The 15,608-nt window shown below is 65.0% G+C and carries 16 protein-coding genes and 1 tRNA gene; 2 read left to right on the top strand and 15 right to left on the bottom strand.

Features of this window, described 5'->3' with window-relative positions; translation table 11 throughout:
- Positions 1-90 precede the first annotated feature (90 nt).
- Complete coding sequence (locus tag PT282_RS03915; RefSeq protein WP_277168258.1) at positions 91-264, bottom strand: hypothetical protein; 174 nt, start codon at positions 262-264, stop codon at positions 91-93.
- Between the two features lie 320 nt (positions 265-584).
- Complete coding sequence (locus PT282_RS03920; protein ID WP_277168259.1) at positions 585-1,016, bottom strand: hypothetical protein; 432 nt, start codon at positions 1,014-1,016, stop codon at positions 585-587.
- 499 nt (positions 1,017-1,515) lie between these two features.
- On the opposite strand from PT282_RS03920, the gene PT282_RS03925 reads away from it, so the two are divergent.
- Positions 1,516-1,920, top strand: a complete 405-nt coding sequence (locus PT282_RS03925; protein WP_277168260.1) for a hypothetical protein — start codon at positions 1,516-1,518, stop codon at positions 1,918-1,920.
- Here PT282_RS03925 and PT282_RS03930 read toward each other — a convergent pair.
- From PT282_RS03930 to PT282_RS03940, 3 genes are all read right to left on the bottom strand, one after another.
- Positions 1,902-1,975, bottom strand: a tRNA-Pro gene (locus tag PT282_RS03930). The two genes, PT282_RS03925 and PT282_RS03930, sit on opposite strands and share 19 nt — an antisense overlap.
- 219 nt (positions 1,976-2,194) lie before the next feature.
- Positions 2,195-4,318: a bifunctional cytidylate kinase/GTPase Der gene (gene der / locus PT282_RS03935; protein ID WP_277168261.1), complete on the bottom strand. Its 2,124-nt coding sequence runs from the start codon at positions 4,316-4,318 to the stop codon at positions 2,195-2,197.
- Positions 4,315-5,088, bottom strand: a complete 774-nt coding sequence (locus tag PT282_RS03940; protein WP_277168262.1) for a pseudouridine synthase — start codon at positions 5,086-5,088, stop codon at positions 4,315-4,317. Before PT282_RS03940 ends, der begins: the two co-directional genes overlap by 4 nt.
- Before the next feature lie 214 nt (positions 5,089-5,302).
- On the opposite strand from PT282_RS03940, the gene PT282_RS03945 reads away from it, so the two are divergent.
- Complete coding sequence (locus PT282_RS03945; protein ID WP_277168263.1) at positions 5,303-6,346, top strand: MIP/aquaporin family protein; 1,044 nt, start codon at positions 5,303-5,305, stop codon at positions 6,344-6,346.
- On the opposite strand, the gene PT282_RS03950 is transcribed toward PT282_RS03945, so the two are convergent.
- The 10 genes from PT282_RS03950 to ruvC form a co-directional block, all read right to left on the bottom strand.
- Positions 6,335-6,622: a DUF3017 domain-containing protein gene (locus tag PT282_RS03950; RefSeq protein WP_277168264.1), complete on the bottom strand. Its 288-nt coding sequence runs from the start codon at positions 6,620-6,622 to the stop codon at positions 6,335-6,337. The genes PT282_RS03945 and PT282_RS03950 overlap by 12 nt on opposite strands.
- A gap of 121 nt (positions 6,623-6,743) precedes the next feature.
- On the bottom strand, positions 6,744-8,459 hold the full coding sequence (purH, locus tag PT282_RS03955; RefSeq protein ID WP_277168265.1) for a bifunctional phosphoribosylaminoimidazolecarboxamide formyltransferase/IMP cyclohydrolase: 1,716 nt from the start codon (positions 8,457-8,459) through the stop codon (positions 6,744-6,746).
- Between the two features lie 55 nt (positions 8,460-8,514).
- Positions 8,515-9,831: a DUF6350 family protein gene (locus tag PT282_RS03960; RefSeq protein ID WP_277168266.1), complete on the bottom strand. Its 1,317-nt coding sequence runs from the start codon at positions 9,829-9,831 to the stop codon at positions 8,515-8,517.
- On the bottom strand, positions 9,828-10,751 hold the full coding sequence (gene sucD, locus PT282_RS03965; protein WP_277168267.1) for a succinate--CoA ligase subunit alpha: 924 nt from the start codon (positions 10,749-10,751) through the stop codon (positions 9,828-9,830). Before sucD ends, PT282_RS03960 begins: the two co-directional genes overlap by 4 nt.
- Complete coding sequence (gene sucC / locus PT282_RS03970) at positions 10,748-11,944, bottom strand: ADP-forming succinate--CoA ligase subunit beta (protein ID WP_277168268.1); 1,197 nt, start codon at positions 11,942-11,944, stop codon at positions 10,748-10,750. The genes sucD and sucC overlap by 4 nt, the downstream gene beginning before the upstream one ends.
- A gap of 59 nt (positions 11,945-12,003) precedes the next feature.
- The gene (locus PT282_RS03975) at positions 12,004-12,585 is read right to left on the bottom strand and encodes an adenine phosphoribosyltransferase (RefSeq protein WP_277168269.1); all 582 of its coding nucleotides are present in this window, start codon (positions 12,583-12,585) and stop codon (positions 12,004-12,006) included.
- Positions 12,586-12,643: 58 nt separating this feature from the next.
- On the bottom strand, positions 12,644-13,150 hold the full coding sequence (yajC, locus tag PT282_RS03980; RefSeq protein ID WP_374114137.1) for a preprotein translocase subunit YajC: 507 nt from the start codon (positions 13,148-13,150) through the stop codon (positions 12,644-12,646).
- A 63-nt stretch (positions 13,151-13,213) separates the two neighbouring features.
- Positions 13,214-14,278, bottom strand: coding sequence for a Holliday junction branch migration DNA helicase RuvB (gene ruvB / locus PT282_RS03985; protein ID WP_277168270.1), 1,065 nt, complete (start codon positions 14,276-14,278; stop codon positions 13,214-13,216).
- A 1-nt stretch (position 14,279) separates the two neighbouring features.
- A complete protein-coding gene (ruvA, locus tag PT282_RS03990; protein ID WP_277168271.1) occupies positions 14,280-14,897 on the bottom strand; it encodes a Holliday junction branch migration protein RuvA in 618 nt (205 codons plus the stop codon).
- 123 nt (positions 14,898-15,020) lie between these two features.
- Complete coding sequence (ruvC, locus tag PT282_RS03995) at positions 15,021-15,602, bottom strand: crossover junction endodeoxyribonuclease RuvC (protein ID WP_277168272.1); 582 nt, start codon at positions 15,600-15,602, stop codon at positions 15,021-15,023.
- Positions 15,603-15,608 lie beyond the last annotated feature (6 nt).

Here is a 15,608-nt window from a genome sequence, read left to right on the forward strand (position 1 = left end):
AACAGCTTTGTCGAAAATCCAAACGCCTAGAACGATGACCCGAAAATATTCAGAAAGGAACCCGTCCGGATGAACCGGACGGGCTTTTACCTAACGGCGGCTATGCCTACTGTGATAGTCCACGACCAGCAGGTAGCCGATGACGGCCACAAGCATAAGGTCGGTGACGATGTTGTCCGCCTTGGCAATCAAGGCGGCGATGATCGCCACGATGGACTCCCTCAGATAGTTGTCACCATTGGGTCCTTTCCTCTTACCAGGCATAATTGCCTCTTTGTTTTTATGCCGCGCCACGCGGGGCGCGGCTGCGGCGTACAGGCCGGACGGCCCGCACGGACACCGGAAGCGTTACCTGTCCGGCATCCGTATCATCGTATCCGATGGACGGAATCTCCACGGGTACGGTATACTTGGAACATGTCGGGTACGGCAGCGTTACCCATCCGGACCATAAAAGGCGGCAAGAAGCTTTTCACCGGATGGCGTCGAAACCGGCAGGGACACCTCTTACGTCCTGTTTTTATGCCGCGGGCCGGCATTCGAATCAAATCGGATGCCGGCCCTACGGATTTTCAACCACTCTCTCAATCTTCCGTGCGCCGGTAGGTGATGTCGTAGCCTAGGGCCTCCATGAGCAGGCCGATGATGAGGTAGGCCTGGTTCCATATGCGCCAATCGGTGATGTGGGTGGGCTGGTCGGCGGCGGCAAACCCGGCCGAATCTCGGTAGAGGGTGAAGTCCCAGCCGCCGGTCTCGGGGTCGCTTTCGCCGTTACGTCTCATCTCCTGCTCGTCGGCCATGAACGAGCGGATCTCGTCGATGAGCCCGGCGCGCTGCTCCCCCAGCCGCGCCATTGCATCATCGGGAGCCGTACCACCTTCCCGCTCCCAACCAAGTATCTGGCTGGCGGTCATGTCGAGTCTTGTGGCGAGGGCGTCGACGGGCAGGCCTAGCGAGAGCCGGTAGGTCTTGGCTGTCATGTCGCTGCCGTCGTTGGTGATGGTGTTGTCGTTCATGATTATTGATCCTTCTGTGATGTTGGTTCCAGCGTATCCGGGAACAGCATGCGATATCCCGTGTTCTGGCTCGTGTGGTCGAATGTTCCTGTTTGCCGTCACGTTCTCCGTATCTCCTCTTCCCGGTTTTTCCGCCGCGTTTGACGCTGGGTTTCCGCGTCCCTACGGAATCATTCGTCTTGGGTTTCGCACGCGTGGCGGTCTCCTTTGTGGATTGGTTTTTTCCTGCGTTCGGCGTTGTATGCGAGCATTCTTTCGCGGTGATGTTGCCGGAATTCGGAGCCGACGTGAAGACGTTGCAGAATCAGCTCGGCACGGCAGCGCGACCATCACACTGGACACCTACGCCGGACTGTGGTCGGAACGGCTCAACGATCTCGCCGACGCCGTTGACGACACCAGGACGAGGACACTCGAACTGGCAGGCTAGAAGAAAGCCAGCTCTAAGCCGACCGGCGTCTGCCTGTCAGTTTGTGCCGAACCTCGACAACGAAAAATCGTGTCTGAAATCGTGTATTGGCATGATTCAGACACGATTTTTAATATTTTCTTCACCGTCGCAACCGTCGCCATCGTCCGTAAAACCGAAATATTGAATCCCGTGTCCTGTGCGGGCACGTCCATCGCCGCGAGTCCACCATACAGGGGCGAAACCGCCGAACTTTCGACGCCTATCAACGGCACCGTATCTTCAAACCGTTGGAAAACAGGGGATTCAGAGCCAATCCATCATCAAGGAAAACACGTATCCCGACATCCGGAAGGTACCCGCTATAGGTGCCGAAAACGACGGAGGACTGCGGTCATCGTATCTAAGCGCATCTGGAAAAGAAAAAGCCTGAAATCCCGATGTCTTGAAAACGTTGGAATTTCAGGCTGTATTCGTCGGGTCGGCGGGATTTGAACCCGCGACCCCTTGACCCCCAGTCAAGTGCGCTACCAAACTGCGCTACGACCCGAACAGTGCAAAAGCACCGAGAAATAAGTTTAGCACATTCTTCGTGTTTGCCAAGGCCCGGCGTGGCGGGAAGAGCTACTGTCGGCTCTCGATAAGGGCGAGGGGTGAAATCAGCCGATGCCAATGGAAAGGCATCGATGAGAACGCCTATACAGCGGTGGGGCACGTGATTGATCGTTTCACTCGCCCCACCACTGCATCTACTGCGTTAGTGTCTCCCCTACTTCTTCTTGCGTTCGCGGATGTGCACAGAGATCTGGATCGGGGTGCCCTCGAAGCCGTACTCCTCGCGCAGCTGGCGCTCGATATAGCGGCGGTAGCCGTGCTCGAGGAAGCCGGTGGCGAAGATGACGAAGCGCGGCGGCCGGGTCGACGCCTGGGTGCCGAAGAGGATGCGCGGCTGCTTGCCGCCCCTCAGCGGATGCGGATGCGCCGACTGCAGGCGGCCGAGGAACGAGTTGAGCTTGCCGGTGGGCACGCGCTGGTCCCAGCTCTCGAGCGCATCGCGCATGGCGGAGGCAAGGCGGTTGGTGTGCCAGCCGGTCTTGGCCGACAGGTTCACACGCCGGGCCCAGGTCACGCGGTCGAACTCGGTCTGCCACAGGCGCTCGAGCCTCTGGCGGTCGAAGTCGTCCATCAGGTCCCACTTGTTGAAGACCAACACCACGGCGCGTCCGGCGTCCACGGCCTGGCTCATCACCTTGAGGTCCTGGTCGGCGATGGGCTGCGAGGCGTCGAAGAGCACCAGCGCCAGCTCGGAGCGCTCGATGGCGGCCTGGGTACGCAGCGACGAATAGTATTCGGCCCCGGAGAGCTTGTGCAGGCGGCGCTTGATGCCGGCGGTGTCTATGAAGAGCCACTGCTGGCCGTCGATGCCGATCACCTCGTCGACCGGGTCGCGCGTGGTGCCGGCGAGGTCGTTGACCACCGAACGCTCCTCGTGCGCCAGCTCGTTGAGCAGCGAGGACTTGCCGACGTTCGGCCGGCCGATCAGCGCCACGCGCCTCAGCCCGCCGGGCGTGAGGAATCCGGAGGTCTTCTTGGCCTTGGCCAGGGTGTCGACCGCCACGTCGAGCAGGTCGCCGACTCCCCTGCCGTGCATGGCCGAGATCCCGTAGGGCTCGCCCATGCCGAGCTTCCAGAATTCGGCGGTCAGGTATTCGTTGGCGCCGTCGTCGACCTTGTTGACGGCCAGCACCACTGGCTTGCCCGATTCGCGCAGCATCTGCACGATGCGCTCGTCGGTGGAGGTGATGCCCACCTGTCCGTCGACCACGAAGACCACCGCGTCGGAGAGCCCCACGGCCACCTGGGCCTGCGAGGCGATGGCGGACTCGATGCCCTCCACGTCGGTCTCCCAGCCGCCGGTGTCGACCAGCTTGAACTCGGTGCCGGCCCACTCGGCGTCATAGCTCACGCGGTCGCGCGTCACGCCGGGGGTGTCCTCCACGACGGCGGCGCGGCGGCCGAGGATACGGTTGACCAGCGTCGACTTGCCGACGTTAGGCCGTCCGACGACCGCGAGCACGCCCACGGCCTTCTGGCGACGCGCGCCACCCTCGTCGTCAACCGCCCCGGCCAGCAGCGCTTGGTCCTCCTCGTCGAGGTCGTAGCCCTCGAGGTTGGCGGCGTAGCGCGAGTATTCCTGCTCCTCCACGGCCTCGTCGACCAGGTGGACCAGTTGGTCGAGGGTCTCTTCGAAGGTCAGCTCGGAGTTGTCGAGCGTGGTGACGCCGTCGGCCGCCTTGAGGAAGCTGGTGGTCTTGGCGTCGGCCCTGTCGCGCTCGGCGACGTTCTCGGCGCCCACGCCCTGCGCGGACTGGCCGGTGCGCCGGGCCTGCCGCACCTCGGGGCGGGCCGTGAGCAGCACGCGCACCTCGGCGTCGGGGGCCACCACGGTGGTGATGTCGCGCCCCTCGGCCACCACGCCGGCGCCCTTGGAGAAGGACTCGGCCTCGGCCTCGCGGTTGATGTAGGCCTGCTGGGCGGCGATGAGCAGATGGCGCACGGGAAGGATGTTGGAGACCTTCGAGACATGCGTGGAGACCGCCGAGTCACGGATCGCCTCGCTGATGTCCTTGCCGTCCACGGCCACGAACGGGTCGTCCGGGTCCACGCCGATGTCGAAGTGGTCGCCGGTGAAGAGCTCCCCCACCATCTCGGTGATGGCGCGCTCGTCGACGCTTTCGGCGTCGAGGTCGGCGCCCTGGCTCATGCACCACCATGCGGCCGCGCGGTACATGGCGCCGGTGTCGAGGTAGGCGTATTCGAAGTATTTCGCCAGGGCCCTGGACGTGGAGGACTTGCCCACGCCGGCGGGGCCGTCGATCGCCACTCGTATCACAGTCCGACCTCCTTGGAAAGCGTGCGCACCTCTGTCTGCGAGAGGATGCGGTATGAGCCGGGCTTGATCTCGCCGAGCCTGATCGGGCCGATCTGCGTGCGCACCAGGCGGCGCACCGGGAAGCCGATGGCCCCGAAGATGCGGCGCACGATGCGGTTCTTGCCCGAATGCAGCACGACCTTGACCATCGTCTCGTCGCGCTTGGAGTCGATGATGGCGCAATGGTCGAGGCGGATGAGCCCGTCGTCGAGGTTGACGCCCTGGGTCACCAGGCGCCGGCAGACGTTGCCGCTGATGCGGCCCTCCAGCGTGGCGATGTAGGTCTTCTTGACTTCGTAGCGCGGGTGCATGACGTGCTGGCTGAGCTCGCCGTCGTTGGTCATGAGGATCAGGCCCTCGGAATCGTAGTCGAGGCGGCCCATGTGGAAGATGCGCTCGTAGCGGTCGCCCACGATGTCGCGCAGCGTGAAACGGCCCTTGGGGTCGTCCATCGTGGAGAGCACCTTCTTGGGCTTGTTGAGCGCCAGGGTGATGTGGCGGGTGTCCAGGCGGATGCGCGAGCCGTCGACGCGGATCTGCTGGCTGTGCGGATCGACCCTTGAGCCGAGCTCGGTCACCAGCTCGCCGTCGACCTCCACCCGTCCGTCGAGGATGATCTGCTCGCACTTGCGCCTCGAGCCGAAGCCGGCCTGCGCGAGCACCTTCTGAAGGCGGATGCCCTCATTGTCGTGATGATGCGCCTTCTCGGCGCGGGAATATGCGTGTGGCATCGTTCTCCCAACGTGGCCTTGCGGTTGGCCGGTTATTCGGCCGGTTCCGTCGCGTACAGAATGAATGCTCATGGTATCAACCGGGCCCTATAACGTTCGCCCGGAGCCTGAAACACATGGCCATATCATTATACAGGACTTACCCGCCTGCTGGTAGACTGGGTAGTTGCGCGGCGGCCAAACGCCGGGAACACAATGTGAAAAGGAATGCAATATGACACAAGTGCAATCACAGCATAACGGTGGCGATGGCAAGACGGCGCTCGGCGTGCTTTCTGCTTCCGGCGGCGAGCTCGTCGGCAGCTTCTTCATCTTCACGGCCATCTATCTGGTCTCGGCGCTCAGCCCGGCGCTCTACGGCCCGAGCCTCTTCCTGATCGCGATCGCCACGGGCCTGGCATACGGTGTCATGACCCTGGTCTTCGGCCGGCTTTCCGGCGGCCAGTTCAACCCGGCCGTCACCCTCGCCGCGATGCTCACCTACAAGACCAAGTTCCTCGACGGCATCTGCTACATCATCGCCCAGGTGCTCGGCGGCATCTTCGCCGGCGCGCTGGCCCGCTACATCATCCCCACCTCCACGATCGCCACCGGCAAGATGTGGTTCGCCAACGCGGTCAACGGCTTCGACAAGAACTCGCTGTCGGCCACCCAGCTGGCCAACGCGAAGGTCACCTTCGGCGTGTGGTTCGCCATCGCCGTCGAGCTGATCGCCGTCATCATTATCGTCGCCGTCGCCATGCGCACGCTCGACGGGGACGGCAAGGCCACCTCCGCCTCGGCCCTGGCCATGGGCGCGGCCTACGCCCTCGGCGTCACCTTCACCTACCCGGTCACCGGCGCCTCGCTCAACCCCGCGCGTTCCACCGGCATCGCCCTGTTCACCATGAAGTCCGGCCTGACGCTCAACCCGGCCAACCAGCTCTGGCTGTTCTGGATCTGCCCGATCCTCGCCGCGGCCATCGTCGCGCTCGTGCTCATCATCGGCCAGCTGATCTCCGACAAGACCGTCAAGGGCGGGCATGCACAGGCCGACGTCGCCTTTGACGCCGAGGCCGTGAACGGCGAGGGCCAGGTCGACTTCGACGCGGTCGTCGCCTCCGGTTCCGAGGATGCTTCCGACAGCAAGGCCGAGGGCCAGGACTCCTTCGAGATGCCCTCGCTTGACTCCGCCGCGGATCCGGCTTACGATGCCTCGGATTCCGCTTCCGCCGCCGACGAGGACGCCAAGTCCGACTCCGAGGCCTCAGAGAAGTAGTCTGATGCTGAAATAAACCACAAGAAGTCCGATCCCCAGGGCGATGCCGATGAAGGCGTCGAAGCCGACGGAACGGATCTTCCAAGGGCTCCGATTGCGCATCACCAAGCGGATCAGCCCGGTCACGATGGCCGTCACAGCGAACAGCACTGTGGCGGCCATCGTGTGTCCCAGGGCCGCGATGAGCGCCGAGACGATGACGACGATGGCCACCGCCCACTCGAACGCCGGCTTGCCTTCGTTGTCTTCTGAGACATGCGGATGGTGTGCGGACATGCTCTTCCTTCCTGCCGCCTGGATGGGCGGGACGCGAATGCTTGAACTGTGCACCATTCTAACGGCCCGGTCGCCAGAGGCGACGGCTCGGGCGTCGTGGAGGGAAAGCGGACCGCATGGCTCAGTGGAAGAAGTGGCGGGTATGCGTCAGGTACATGGTGGTGCCATGCGCCTGTGCGGCGTCGATGACCTCCTGGTCGCGGATCGAGCCGCCGGGCTGCACGATGGCCCTCACTCCCGCATCGATCAACGCCTCGGCGCCGTCGGCGAACGGGAAGAACGCGTCCGAGGCGGCCACCGAACCCCTGGCCCGGTCGCGCCCGTCATCGAGGGTGTTCGCGCGTTCGACCGCCAGATGGCAGGAGTCCACGCGGTTGACCTGCCCCATGCCGATGCCGACCGTCGCCTGGTCGTGGGCCAGCAGGATGGCGTTGGACTTCACGCAGCGTATCGCCCTCCACGCGAAGGCGAGGTCGCGCATCGTGGTTTCGTCCGCCGCCTCCCCCGAGACCAGCTGCCAGTTGGCGGGGTCGTCGCCCGGAGCGTCGATGCGGTCGGTGGATTGCACGAGCAGGCCGCCGTCGATCTGGCGGAACTGGGTGGCAGTGTTCGGCCGCCGGGGCACGCGCAGGATGCGCAGGTTCTTCTTCTTGGCCTCCAGCAACCGCAGGGCCTCCGGTTCGTAGTCGGGGGCGACGATGACCTCGGTGAAGATCGGACGCACGTTTTGGGCCATTTCCAGGGTGACCGTGCTGTTGGCGGCGATGACGCCGCCGTAGGCGCTCATCGGGTCGCAGCGGTGCGCCTTGAGATGCGCCTGCGCCACGCTGTCTCCAACGGCCACGCCACAGGGGTTGTTGTGCTTGCAGACCGCCACGGCGATGCCCGGCGCGAAGTCCCAGACGGCCCGCCATGCCGCGTCGGCGTCCACGTAGTTGTTGTAGCTCATCGGCTTGCCGTGCAGTTGCTCGGCATGGGCGAAGCCGTTTCGGTCGAGCGTGTCGGCGTAGAGGCATGCCCGCTGGTGCGGGTTTTCGCCGTAGCGCAGGACCCGTGTGCGCTGCCAGGTATGGGTGAAGGTGTGTGGGAAGGTCTGCCCGTCCGGTTGCTCGGAGTTGTTCGGTTGGGGCGATGGGGACGATCCGGTCGGTTCGACCTGGGCGGCCGAGGGCCCGGTTTGCGCCTGTCCTGTTGTCTCCTCGTTGCCGCATGCGTCATCCACGCTGTTCGGTCTGGTCCAATGGCCGCCTGTCCACTCGGCGATGGCTGCATCGTAGGCGGCGGTTGTGGCGAAGGCCTTCGAGGCGAGCCAGCGGCGTTCCTCCAGGGTGAGGCCCCGGCCCGATTCGATCCGTTGCGCGGCCAGCCGGTAATCCTCGGGGTCGGTGATGACGGCGACGCTCGCGCTGTTCTTCGCGGCGGCGCGGACCATGGCGGGGCCGCCGATGTCTATCTTCTCGATGATGTCGGCCTCGCTGGCCCCGGCTCGTACGGTGTTGGTGAAGGGATAGAGATTGACGACGACCATGTCGTACGGTTCGATGCCCAGACCCCGAAGCTCCTCGGACTGCTTGGCGTCGGTCATGTCGGCCAGGATGCCGGCGTGGATATGCGGGTCGAGCGTCTTCACCCGGCCGCCCAGGCTTTCGGGGAATCCGGTCACTTGTGCCACTTCGGTCACCCTGACGCCCAGTTCACGCAGCTTCCGGGCCGTCGAGCCCGTGGAGACCACCTCGGTGCCCGCGTCGGCGAAGGCAAGGGCCAGCGCCTCGAGGCCGGTCTTGTCGTAGACGGACACCAGTGCCCGTCGTATCGGTCGATTCGTCTTCGGCTCCATATCCCCTCCTTGGCATGCGGATAGCGGGAACGCAGGTGCCGTGAATCGTCGATGGCTATTCGGAAGAACCCGCTTCCCTACCACCATCTTGGCTGGTTTCGCGGTTCTGAGCCTTGCCGTTCTCGCTTTTCGAGATGGCGGCGGCCCTGCGGCGCCTGGAGACGATCCTCACGCCGATCACCGTGGCGATGAGCACGACGGCGATGCCCCATGCCATGAACATGCCGATCGAGGTCGGCTTGATGACCGCCTGCGTGGAGGCGGCCGAATCCACGCCGACGTGCCGAAGGCGGTTCTGGCCTAACGCCCCCGTGGAGCAGACGAACGCCAGGGTGGCGAGCAGCGACATCAGCACTGTGGAGATGACGAAGGAGACCAGCGGATGCGCCAGACTGGCCACGAGCCTGCCCACCTCGACGCGTTTGCCGGGCCTGCCGGCGTTGATCGCGAAGACCTTCGGGCTGAAGAGCTCCACCAGGGCGACCACCAGTCCGCATGCCAGCGGCAGGAAGAGCAGCACGTCGCGCGCAAGATCGCTGGAGACCGCCTGCGGGAAGAGGCCGAAGACGGGGACGGCGGGCAGTCCGGCGGCGTGGTCGCTCCACAGCGTGAAGCTGGCGAGCTCGCCGATGCGGAAGCCGCCGCCGAAGAGCCACGAGACCGCCCAGATGCAGAGGTTGGGCAGCCACGCGAGCGTGCAGATTGAGGTGACGATGCGCGAGCCGGTGCGCATGCCCGCCAGGTCGAAGACCCTGAACATCGCGGCATGGTTCTGGAAGGTCCAGACCAGCACGGTGAGCAGGCCCAGGGCGAGATAGCCGGTGAGCAGCCACAGCGCGTTCTTCAGGCCGAGCCGCAGTGTGCGGCGCATGCGTTCGGAGAGCGTGGCGCCCGCCTTGTCCATCATGGTCCTGAAAGCGCGGGACCCGGGCAGCGCGCCGACCAGATAACCGAAGGTGAAGACGATGGCCGTCTTGAGTGCCACGATGGGCAGGGTGTCGGTCAGCACCACCGTCACGTTGGCGGCGTAGAGCAGCATCGCCGCCTCCCAGAGCACGAGCGCGGCGAGATAGGATTCAAGGTTGACCGAAAGCCTTCTGGCCAGCCATGCGACCAGCCAGACCAGCAGCGCGGTCAGCAGCAGGGGGATGACGCTCAGGGTGATCGATCCGGAATGGAAGCCGATTCCCTGGCTGAGCAGGACGATGGCCAGGGTGATGGGAATCGAGGAGTTGAGGATGCCGCCACCCTCCTCCATGGAGACCACGAAGAAGGCGACGGAGAGGAAGACCCAGAGCAGCAGGGTGTAGATGACCAGGCAGAGACCGGCTACTTGCACGCCCTTGAGCCAGGGCCTGCCCTGCTTGCTCATGCTTCGCCGTCGCCGTCGAGCGCCTGCCGGAGCAGGGTCGCCGCCTGTGCGGGGGTCTTGCCCACGGCGATGCCGGCGGCCTCGAGGGCTTCCTTCTTGTCCTGGGCCGTGCCCTTGCCGCCGGAGATGATCGCGCCTGCATGGCCCATCTGCTTGCCTTCGGGCGCGGTGAAGCCGGCGATGTAGGCGACGACGGGCTTGCTCATGTGCTCCTTGGCCCAACGGGCCGCTTCCTGTTCGGCGCTGCCGCCGATCTCGCCGATCATCATCACGGCCTTGGTGTTGTCGTCCTGTTCGAACTGCTGGAGCGCCTCGAGCAGGGTGGTGCCGACGATCGGGTCGCCGCCCACGCCGATGCATGCGGTGAAGCCGAGGTCGGCCAGCTCACCCATCAGCTGGTAGGTCAACGTGCCGGACTTCGAGACCAGGCCGACCGGGCCAGAGCCGACGATGCCGTTGGGAATGATGCCTAGATTGTCGTTGCCCTCACCGACGGCGGACGGCACGAGCAGGCCCGGGCAGTTCGGCCCGATGATGCGGATACCGCGCTGCAGGGCGAGCTCGACGCAATAGGCCGTGTCGGCGACGGGAATGCCCTCGGTGATCACCACGATGAGCTTGATGCCGGCGTCAATCGCCTCGAGCATCGCGTCCTTGGCGAAGCGCGGAGGAACGAAGATGACGCTGGCCTGCGCCCCGGTCTTCTCCCTGGCCTCGCCGCAGGTGGCGTAGACCGGCAGGCTCGTTTCGGTGTCGCTGGCGTCTAAGTGCAAGCTGACGCTGGTGCCGGCCTTGCGCGGATTGACCCCGCCGACCACATGCGTGCCGGCGTTGAGCATGCGTGAGGTGTGGGTCATGCCCTGATGGCCGGTCATGCCCTGGACGATGACGGGAGCTCCATGCTCGATGAACAGTGTCATTTCGTGGTCTCCTTCGTGCTCGAGGCGTATTGGGCCGCGGCGCGGGCGGCCTGTTCCATGGTGTCGCGGACGTGCAGGTTCGCGTTGTCCGCCGACTTGAGGATCTCGAGGCCCTCCTTGGCGGCGTTGCCGTCGAAGCGCACCACGATTGGCTTGGAGACGTTGAGTTCCCCGAGCGCCCCGACGATGCCCTGGGCCACCTGGTCGCAGGCGGTGATGCCGCCGTAGACGTTGATGAACACGGATTCGACCTGCGGGTCGGAGAGCACGATGGAGAGGCTGGTGCGCATCACCTCGGCCGAGGCGCCGCCGCCGATGTCGAGGAAGTTGGCGGGCTTGACGCCGCTGCCCAGCTGCTCGCCCGCGCCGGACACCGCGTCCAGGGAGCTCATCACGAGCCCCGCGCCGTTGCCGATCACCCCGACCTGGCCCTTGAGGTGCACATAGTGCAGGCCGTGCTCGCGGGCACGGGCCTCGAAGGGGTCGGGATGCGAGTTCTGCGAATAGGCCTTCCACTCCTCATGGCGGAAGGAGGCGTTGTCGTCCAGGGAGATCTTGGCGTCGAGGGCGCACAGCGACTTGGAGGACTCGTCGTCAGGGTCGCCGATCTTGGCCAGCGGGTTGATCTCGACCAGCGTGGCGTCGTTGCGCTTGAAGCATTGCCACATCCGCAGCAGCACCTGGGCGGCCTGGTCCACGTCGGCGTGGTAGAAGCCGATAGACTCGGCCATCTTTCTTGCGGAGGCCTCGTCGAAATCCTCGAGGGCGCTGATGTGCAGGCGCTTGACGGATTCGGGATGGTCGCGGGCGATCTCTTCGACCTCGGTGCCGCCGTTGGCGGTGGCCAGCACGTCGAAATCGCGGGAGGTGCGGTCCAGCGAGATGGAGACGTAGTATTCGTGGATGATGTTCTTGGCCTGGGCCACCAGCACGCCGTTGACCTTGTGGCCGGCGATGGTCATGGGCAGTATCTGCTCGGAGCAGAGGATGGCCTCGTCCTGGTTGTGGGCCACCTTGACGCCGCCGGCCTGGCCGCGGTGACCGGTGCGCACCTGCGCCTTGATGACGCAGGGGTAGCCGATCCTCTCTGCGGCTTCGGCGACCTCGTGCGAGTTCTGCGCGAAGATCGCGTCGGGAGTGGCGATGCCCTGTTCGTCCAGCAGCAACCGTGCCTGGTGTTCATACAAATCCATGAAAACCCCTTGAATCTAACGATGGAAACTGGCTTGCGTCCGGCAACGGGAAGATGTCGTCAGGCGGGCATCCTGGTCAGCGAGCTGATGGGATAGCCCTTGAGGTCGTCCCTGCCGCTCAGCCCGTCGAGCTCCATGACGAAGCTGAAGCCGGCCACCTCTCCCCCGGCCTTGGCGATGAGGTCGGCTGCCGCCTTGGCGGTGCCTCCCGTGGCGATCAGGTCATCGACGATCAGCACGCGCGAGCCGGGCTCGATCACGTTCTGCTCGATCTCCACGCAGGCCTCGCCGTATTCCAGCGAATAGGTCTCGCCCAGGGTCTCCGGCGGCAGCTTGCCAGCCTTGCGCACGGCTATGAAGCCCTTGCCCAACGCCTGGGCCAGCGGCGGGCCGATCAGGAAGCCACGGGCCTCGAGGCCGGCCACGTAGTCGAAGCTGTCGGCAGGCACCGGCAGGGCCAACCGCAGCGCCTTGATCATGATCGAGAGCCCGCGCGCGTCGGCTATGGCGGGGATGAAGTCCCTGAACAGCACACCCTTCTTGGGGAAATCCGGAATGGTTCGAATGAGCGAGATCAGATACTCCGCATCGTCTCCACCGACGTTCTTCAGCTGATCGATGGTGATGTCGCTATCTTGCATGAACTGGGCCCTACCTCTGTATGTTGACTGCTTGTGCTGGCTGGTGAAGTCTGAAAGACTACTTGTCCGAATCCTCGGAATCGTCGACCTTCTCCTCGTGGGACTCTTCGGCCGGCTTCTCGTCGTTGGCTTCGGTCTCGGAATCGGAGTCATTGTCGACGTCCTGCTGCGCCTCATCGGCGGTGTCGAACGGCTTCTGTGCGGTCTCGTCGGCGTCCGTTGCCTGCGTGGCGTCCTCGTCGTCCTTGTCGACAGGGTTGCCGTCCTCGTCCACGTCGTCATCGTCGATGAACGCGGGACGCTCGTACTTCTTGCTGATCGCCGGGAAGGTGAAACGCATCGGGGATCCGTCGGAATCGATGACGATCTCCTCGTACTTGGTGTCGACGGAGACGACCTTGCCGATGATGCCGCCGATGGTCTGCACCAGGTCGCCGGGCTGCAGGGACTGGCGGAAGTCCTTGACCTTCTTCTGCTGCTGCTTGCTCTTGCGCGACTGCCAGAACATCAGCGCGACCATCAGCACGAGGAAGACGATGAAAATCATGTTGCCATTGCTGCCCACTTTGGAACTCCTATCGGACGTGTGTTTTACGGTGGACCATGCTCATGTCCAACGTCTGGAATTTTAGAATAACTTGTTGACATCATCCGGGGGCTGTATCCCCAGGTGTTTCCATGCCTTTTCGGTGGCGACGCGGCCCCTGGGGGTGCGCACGAGGAAGCCCTCGCGCACCAGGTAGGGCTCGCAGACCGTCTCCACGGTCTCCGCCTCCTCGCCGATCATGGCCGAGAGGTTGTTGAGGCCCACCGGCCCGCCGTCGAAGCGCCTGACGATGGCGTCGAGCACGGCCAGGTCGAGCCGGTCCAACCCCTCGGAGTCGACCTGGTAGAGCGCCAGCGCCTGCTCCACGTCATCGGGCTCGACCTCGCCGAGATCGTGGACTATGGCCCAGTCGCGCACGCGGCGCAGCAGCCGGTTGGCGATGCGGGGCGTGCCCCGGCTGCGCAGGGAAAGCTGCCTGGCGCTGCCCTGTGCCAGTTTGATGTCGAGCACCACGGAGCTGCGCTCGATGAGCCGTTCCAGCTCCTCGTGCGGGTAGAAGTCGAGATGCGCGGTGAAGCCGAACCTGGCGCGCAGAGGCGCCGGCAGCATGCCCTCGCGTGTGGTGGCGCCGATGACGGTGAAGCGCGGCAGGGTGAGCGGGATGGAGGTGGCGCCCGGGCCCTTGCCCACCATCACGTCCACGCGGAAATCCTCCATGGCGATGTAGAGCAGCTCCTCGGCGGCACGGGGCAGCCGGTGGATCTCGTCGATGAAGAGCACCTCGCCGGAATCCAGGGAGCTCAGGATGGAGGCCAGGTCGCCGGCATGCTGGATCGCGGGGCCGGATGTGACGCGGATCGGCACCTCGAGCTCGTTGGCCACGATCATCGCCAGCGTGGTCTTGCCCAGTCCGGGAGGGCCCGCCAGCAGGATGTGGTCCGGTGGCACGGCGCGCTTCTTGGCCGCGTCGAGGAAGAGCTGCAACTGCGCCTTGAGGCGCGGCTGACCGATGAAGTTGCTCAGCGTCTGGGGGCGCAGCTCCTCGTCGCTGACCGGCTCGTTGCCGATCGGAGCGGAGGAGACCATGCGCAGCGACTCCTCGTTGGCGCTTTCGTTCTCCTGGATATCCGGTGTCTCCCGTGCCATCTCAGCGCCCCCGATCCAGGGAGGTCAGCGCCAGCTTGAGCACCGTGGGGACGTCGGTGTCGGCCAGTGGCGTGGCGATGCCGTTGGCCTTGCAGACGCCCAGCACGGCGTGGGCCGCGTCGTGCTCGCGCCAGCCGAGCGAGACCAGGCCCTCGATGACCTGGGTGGTGCCGGAGTCGTAATGCGGGCCGTCGTCGTCTCCACGGCCCTCGATCTCGTCGAGGTTGATCGACCCGCGCAGCTCGAGGATGATCTTCTGCGCGCCCTTTTTGCCCAGGCCCGGCGCCTTGGCCAGCGCCGTGGCGTCGCCGTCCATCACGGTCTTGGCGAGCCTGTCGGGCGGAAGGGTGGAGAGCAGCGAGAGCGCGACTTTGGGACCGATGCCGCTGACCTTCTGCAGCTGCAGGAACATGCGTTTGGAGGCCTGCGAGAGGAAGCCGTAGAGCGTGATCGCGTCCTGCGAGACGTTGAGGTAGGTGTGGACCTCGGCGTCCTGTCCGGCGTGCATCGACGCCAGCTCGGACGCGGGCATGCGTACCTCGTAGCCGACGCCGGCGACCATGACGAGCGCCACGCCCTGCCCGACCGACTCCACACGGCCACGGAGCATTCCGATCATCGCTTCTCCCCTGCTCGTTCTGCCATTTCGATTGACGATGCCGATACGATGCTCGCTGGGCCTCCCCGCCCCAGATGGACAGGAGACCGAACGCCATCATAATTCGAACATCTGTTCGATAGCCTACATGCCCCTATCGACGCTGCCGCGGCGCTTGGCGCGTTGGCTGGCCTGGGCCCACTGGCGTTGCGCCAGGGTCAGGTGCTGCTCGCGCTCCCCGCCCTGCAGAGCCCCGGACGGACGCAACGCGTGGCAGATGGCCTGCGCGAGGGCGTCGGCGGCGTCGGCGGGCTGCGGCAGCTTGTTGAGGTTGAGGATGTGGGCGACCATGCGCTCCACCTGGATCTTCTCGGCGCGTCCGTTGCCGGTCACCGCCATCTTCGCCTCGGTCGGGGTGTGCAGCGCCACGGGTATCCCCCGTTGCGCCGCCGCGAGCATCGCCAGCCCCGCGGCCTGCGCCGTGCCGAGCACCGTGTTGCGGTTCTCCTGGGCGAACACGCGCTCGATGGAGACCGTGTCTGGAGAGAAGGCGTCGATCTTGGCGGCCAGGCCGTTGTAGATGGCGAGCAGACGCAGGTCCTGCGAGGTGTGCGGGTCGGAGCGCACCACGTCCACATGAACGAAAGAAAGCCGACGGGATGCGTCGGCTTCTATGACGCCGACCCCGCAGCGTGTGAGCCCGGGGTCGACTCCGAGGATGATCACCTTGCG

The organism is Bifidobacterium sp. ESL0763, assembly GCF_029433395.1.
GTDB lineage: Bacteria > Actinomycetota > Actinomycetes > Actinomycetales > Bifidobacteriaceae > Bifidobacterium.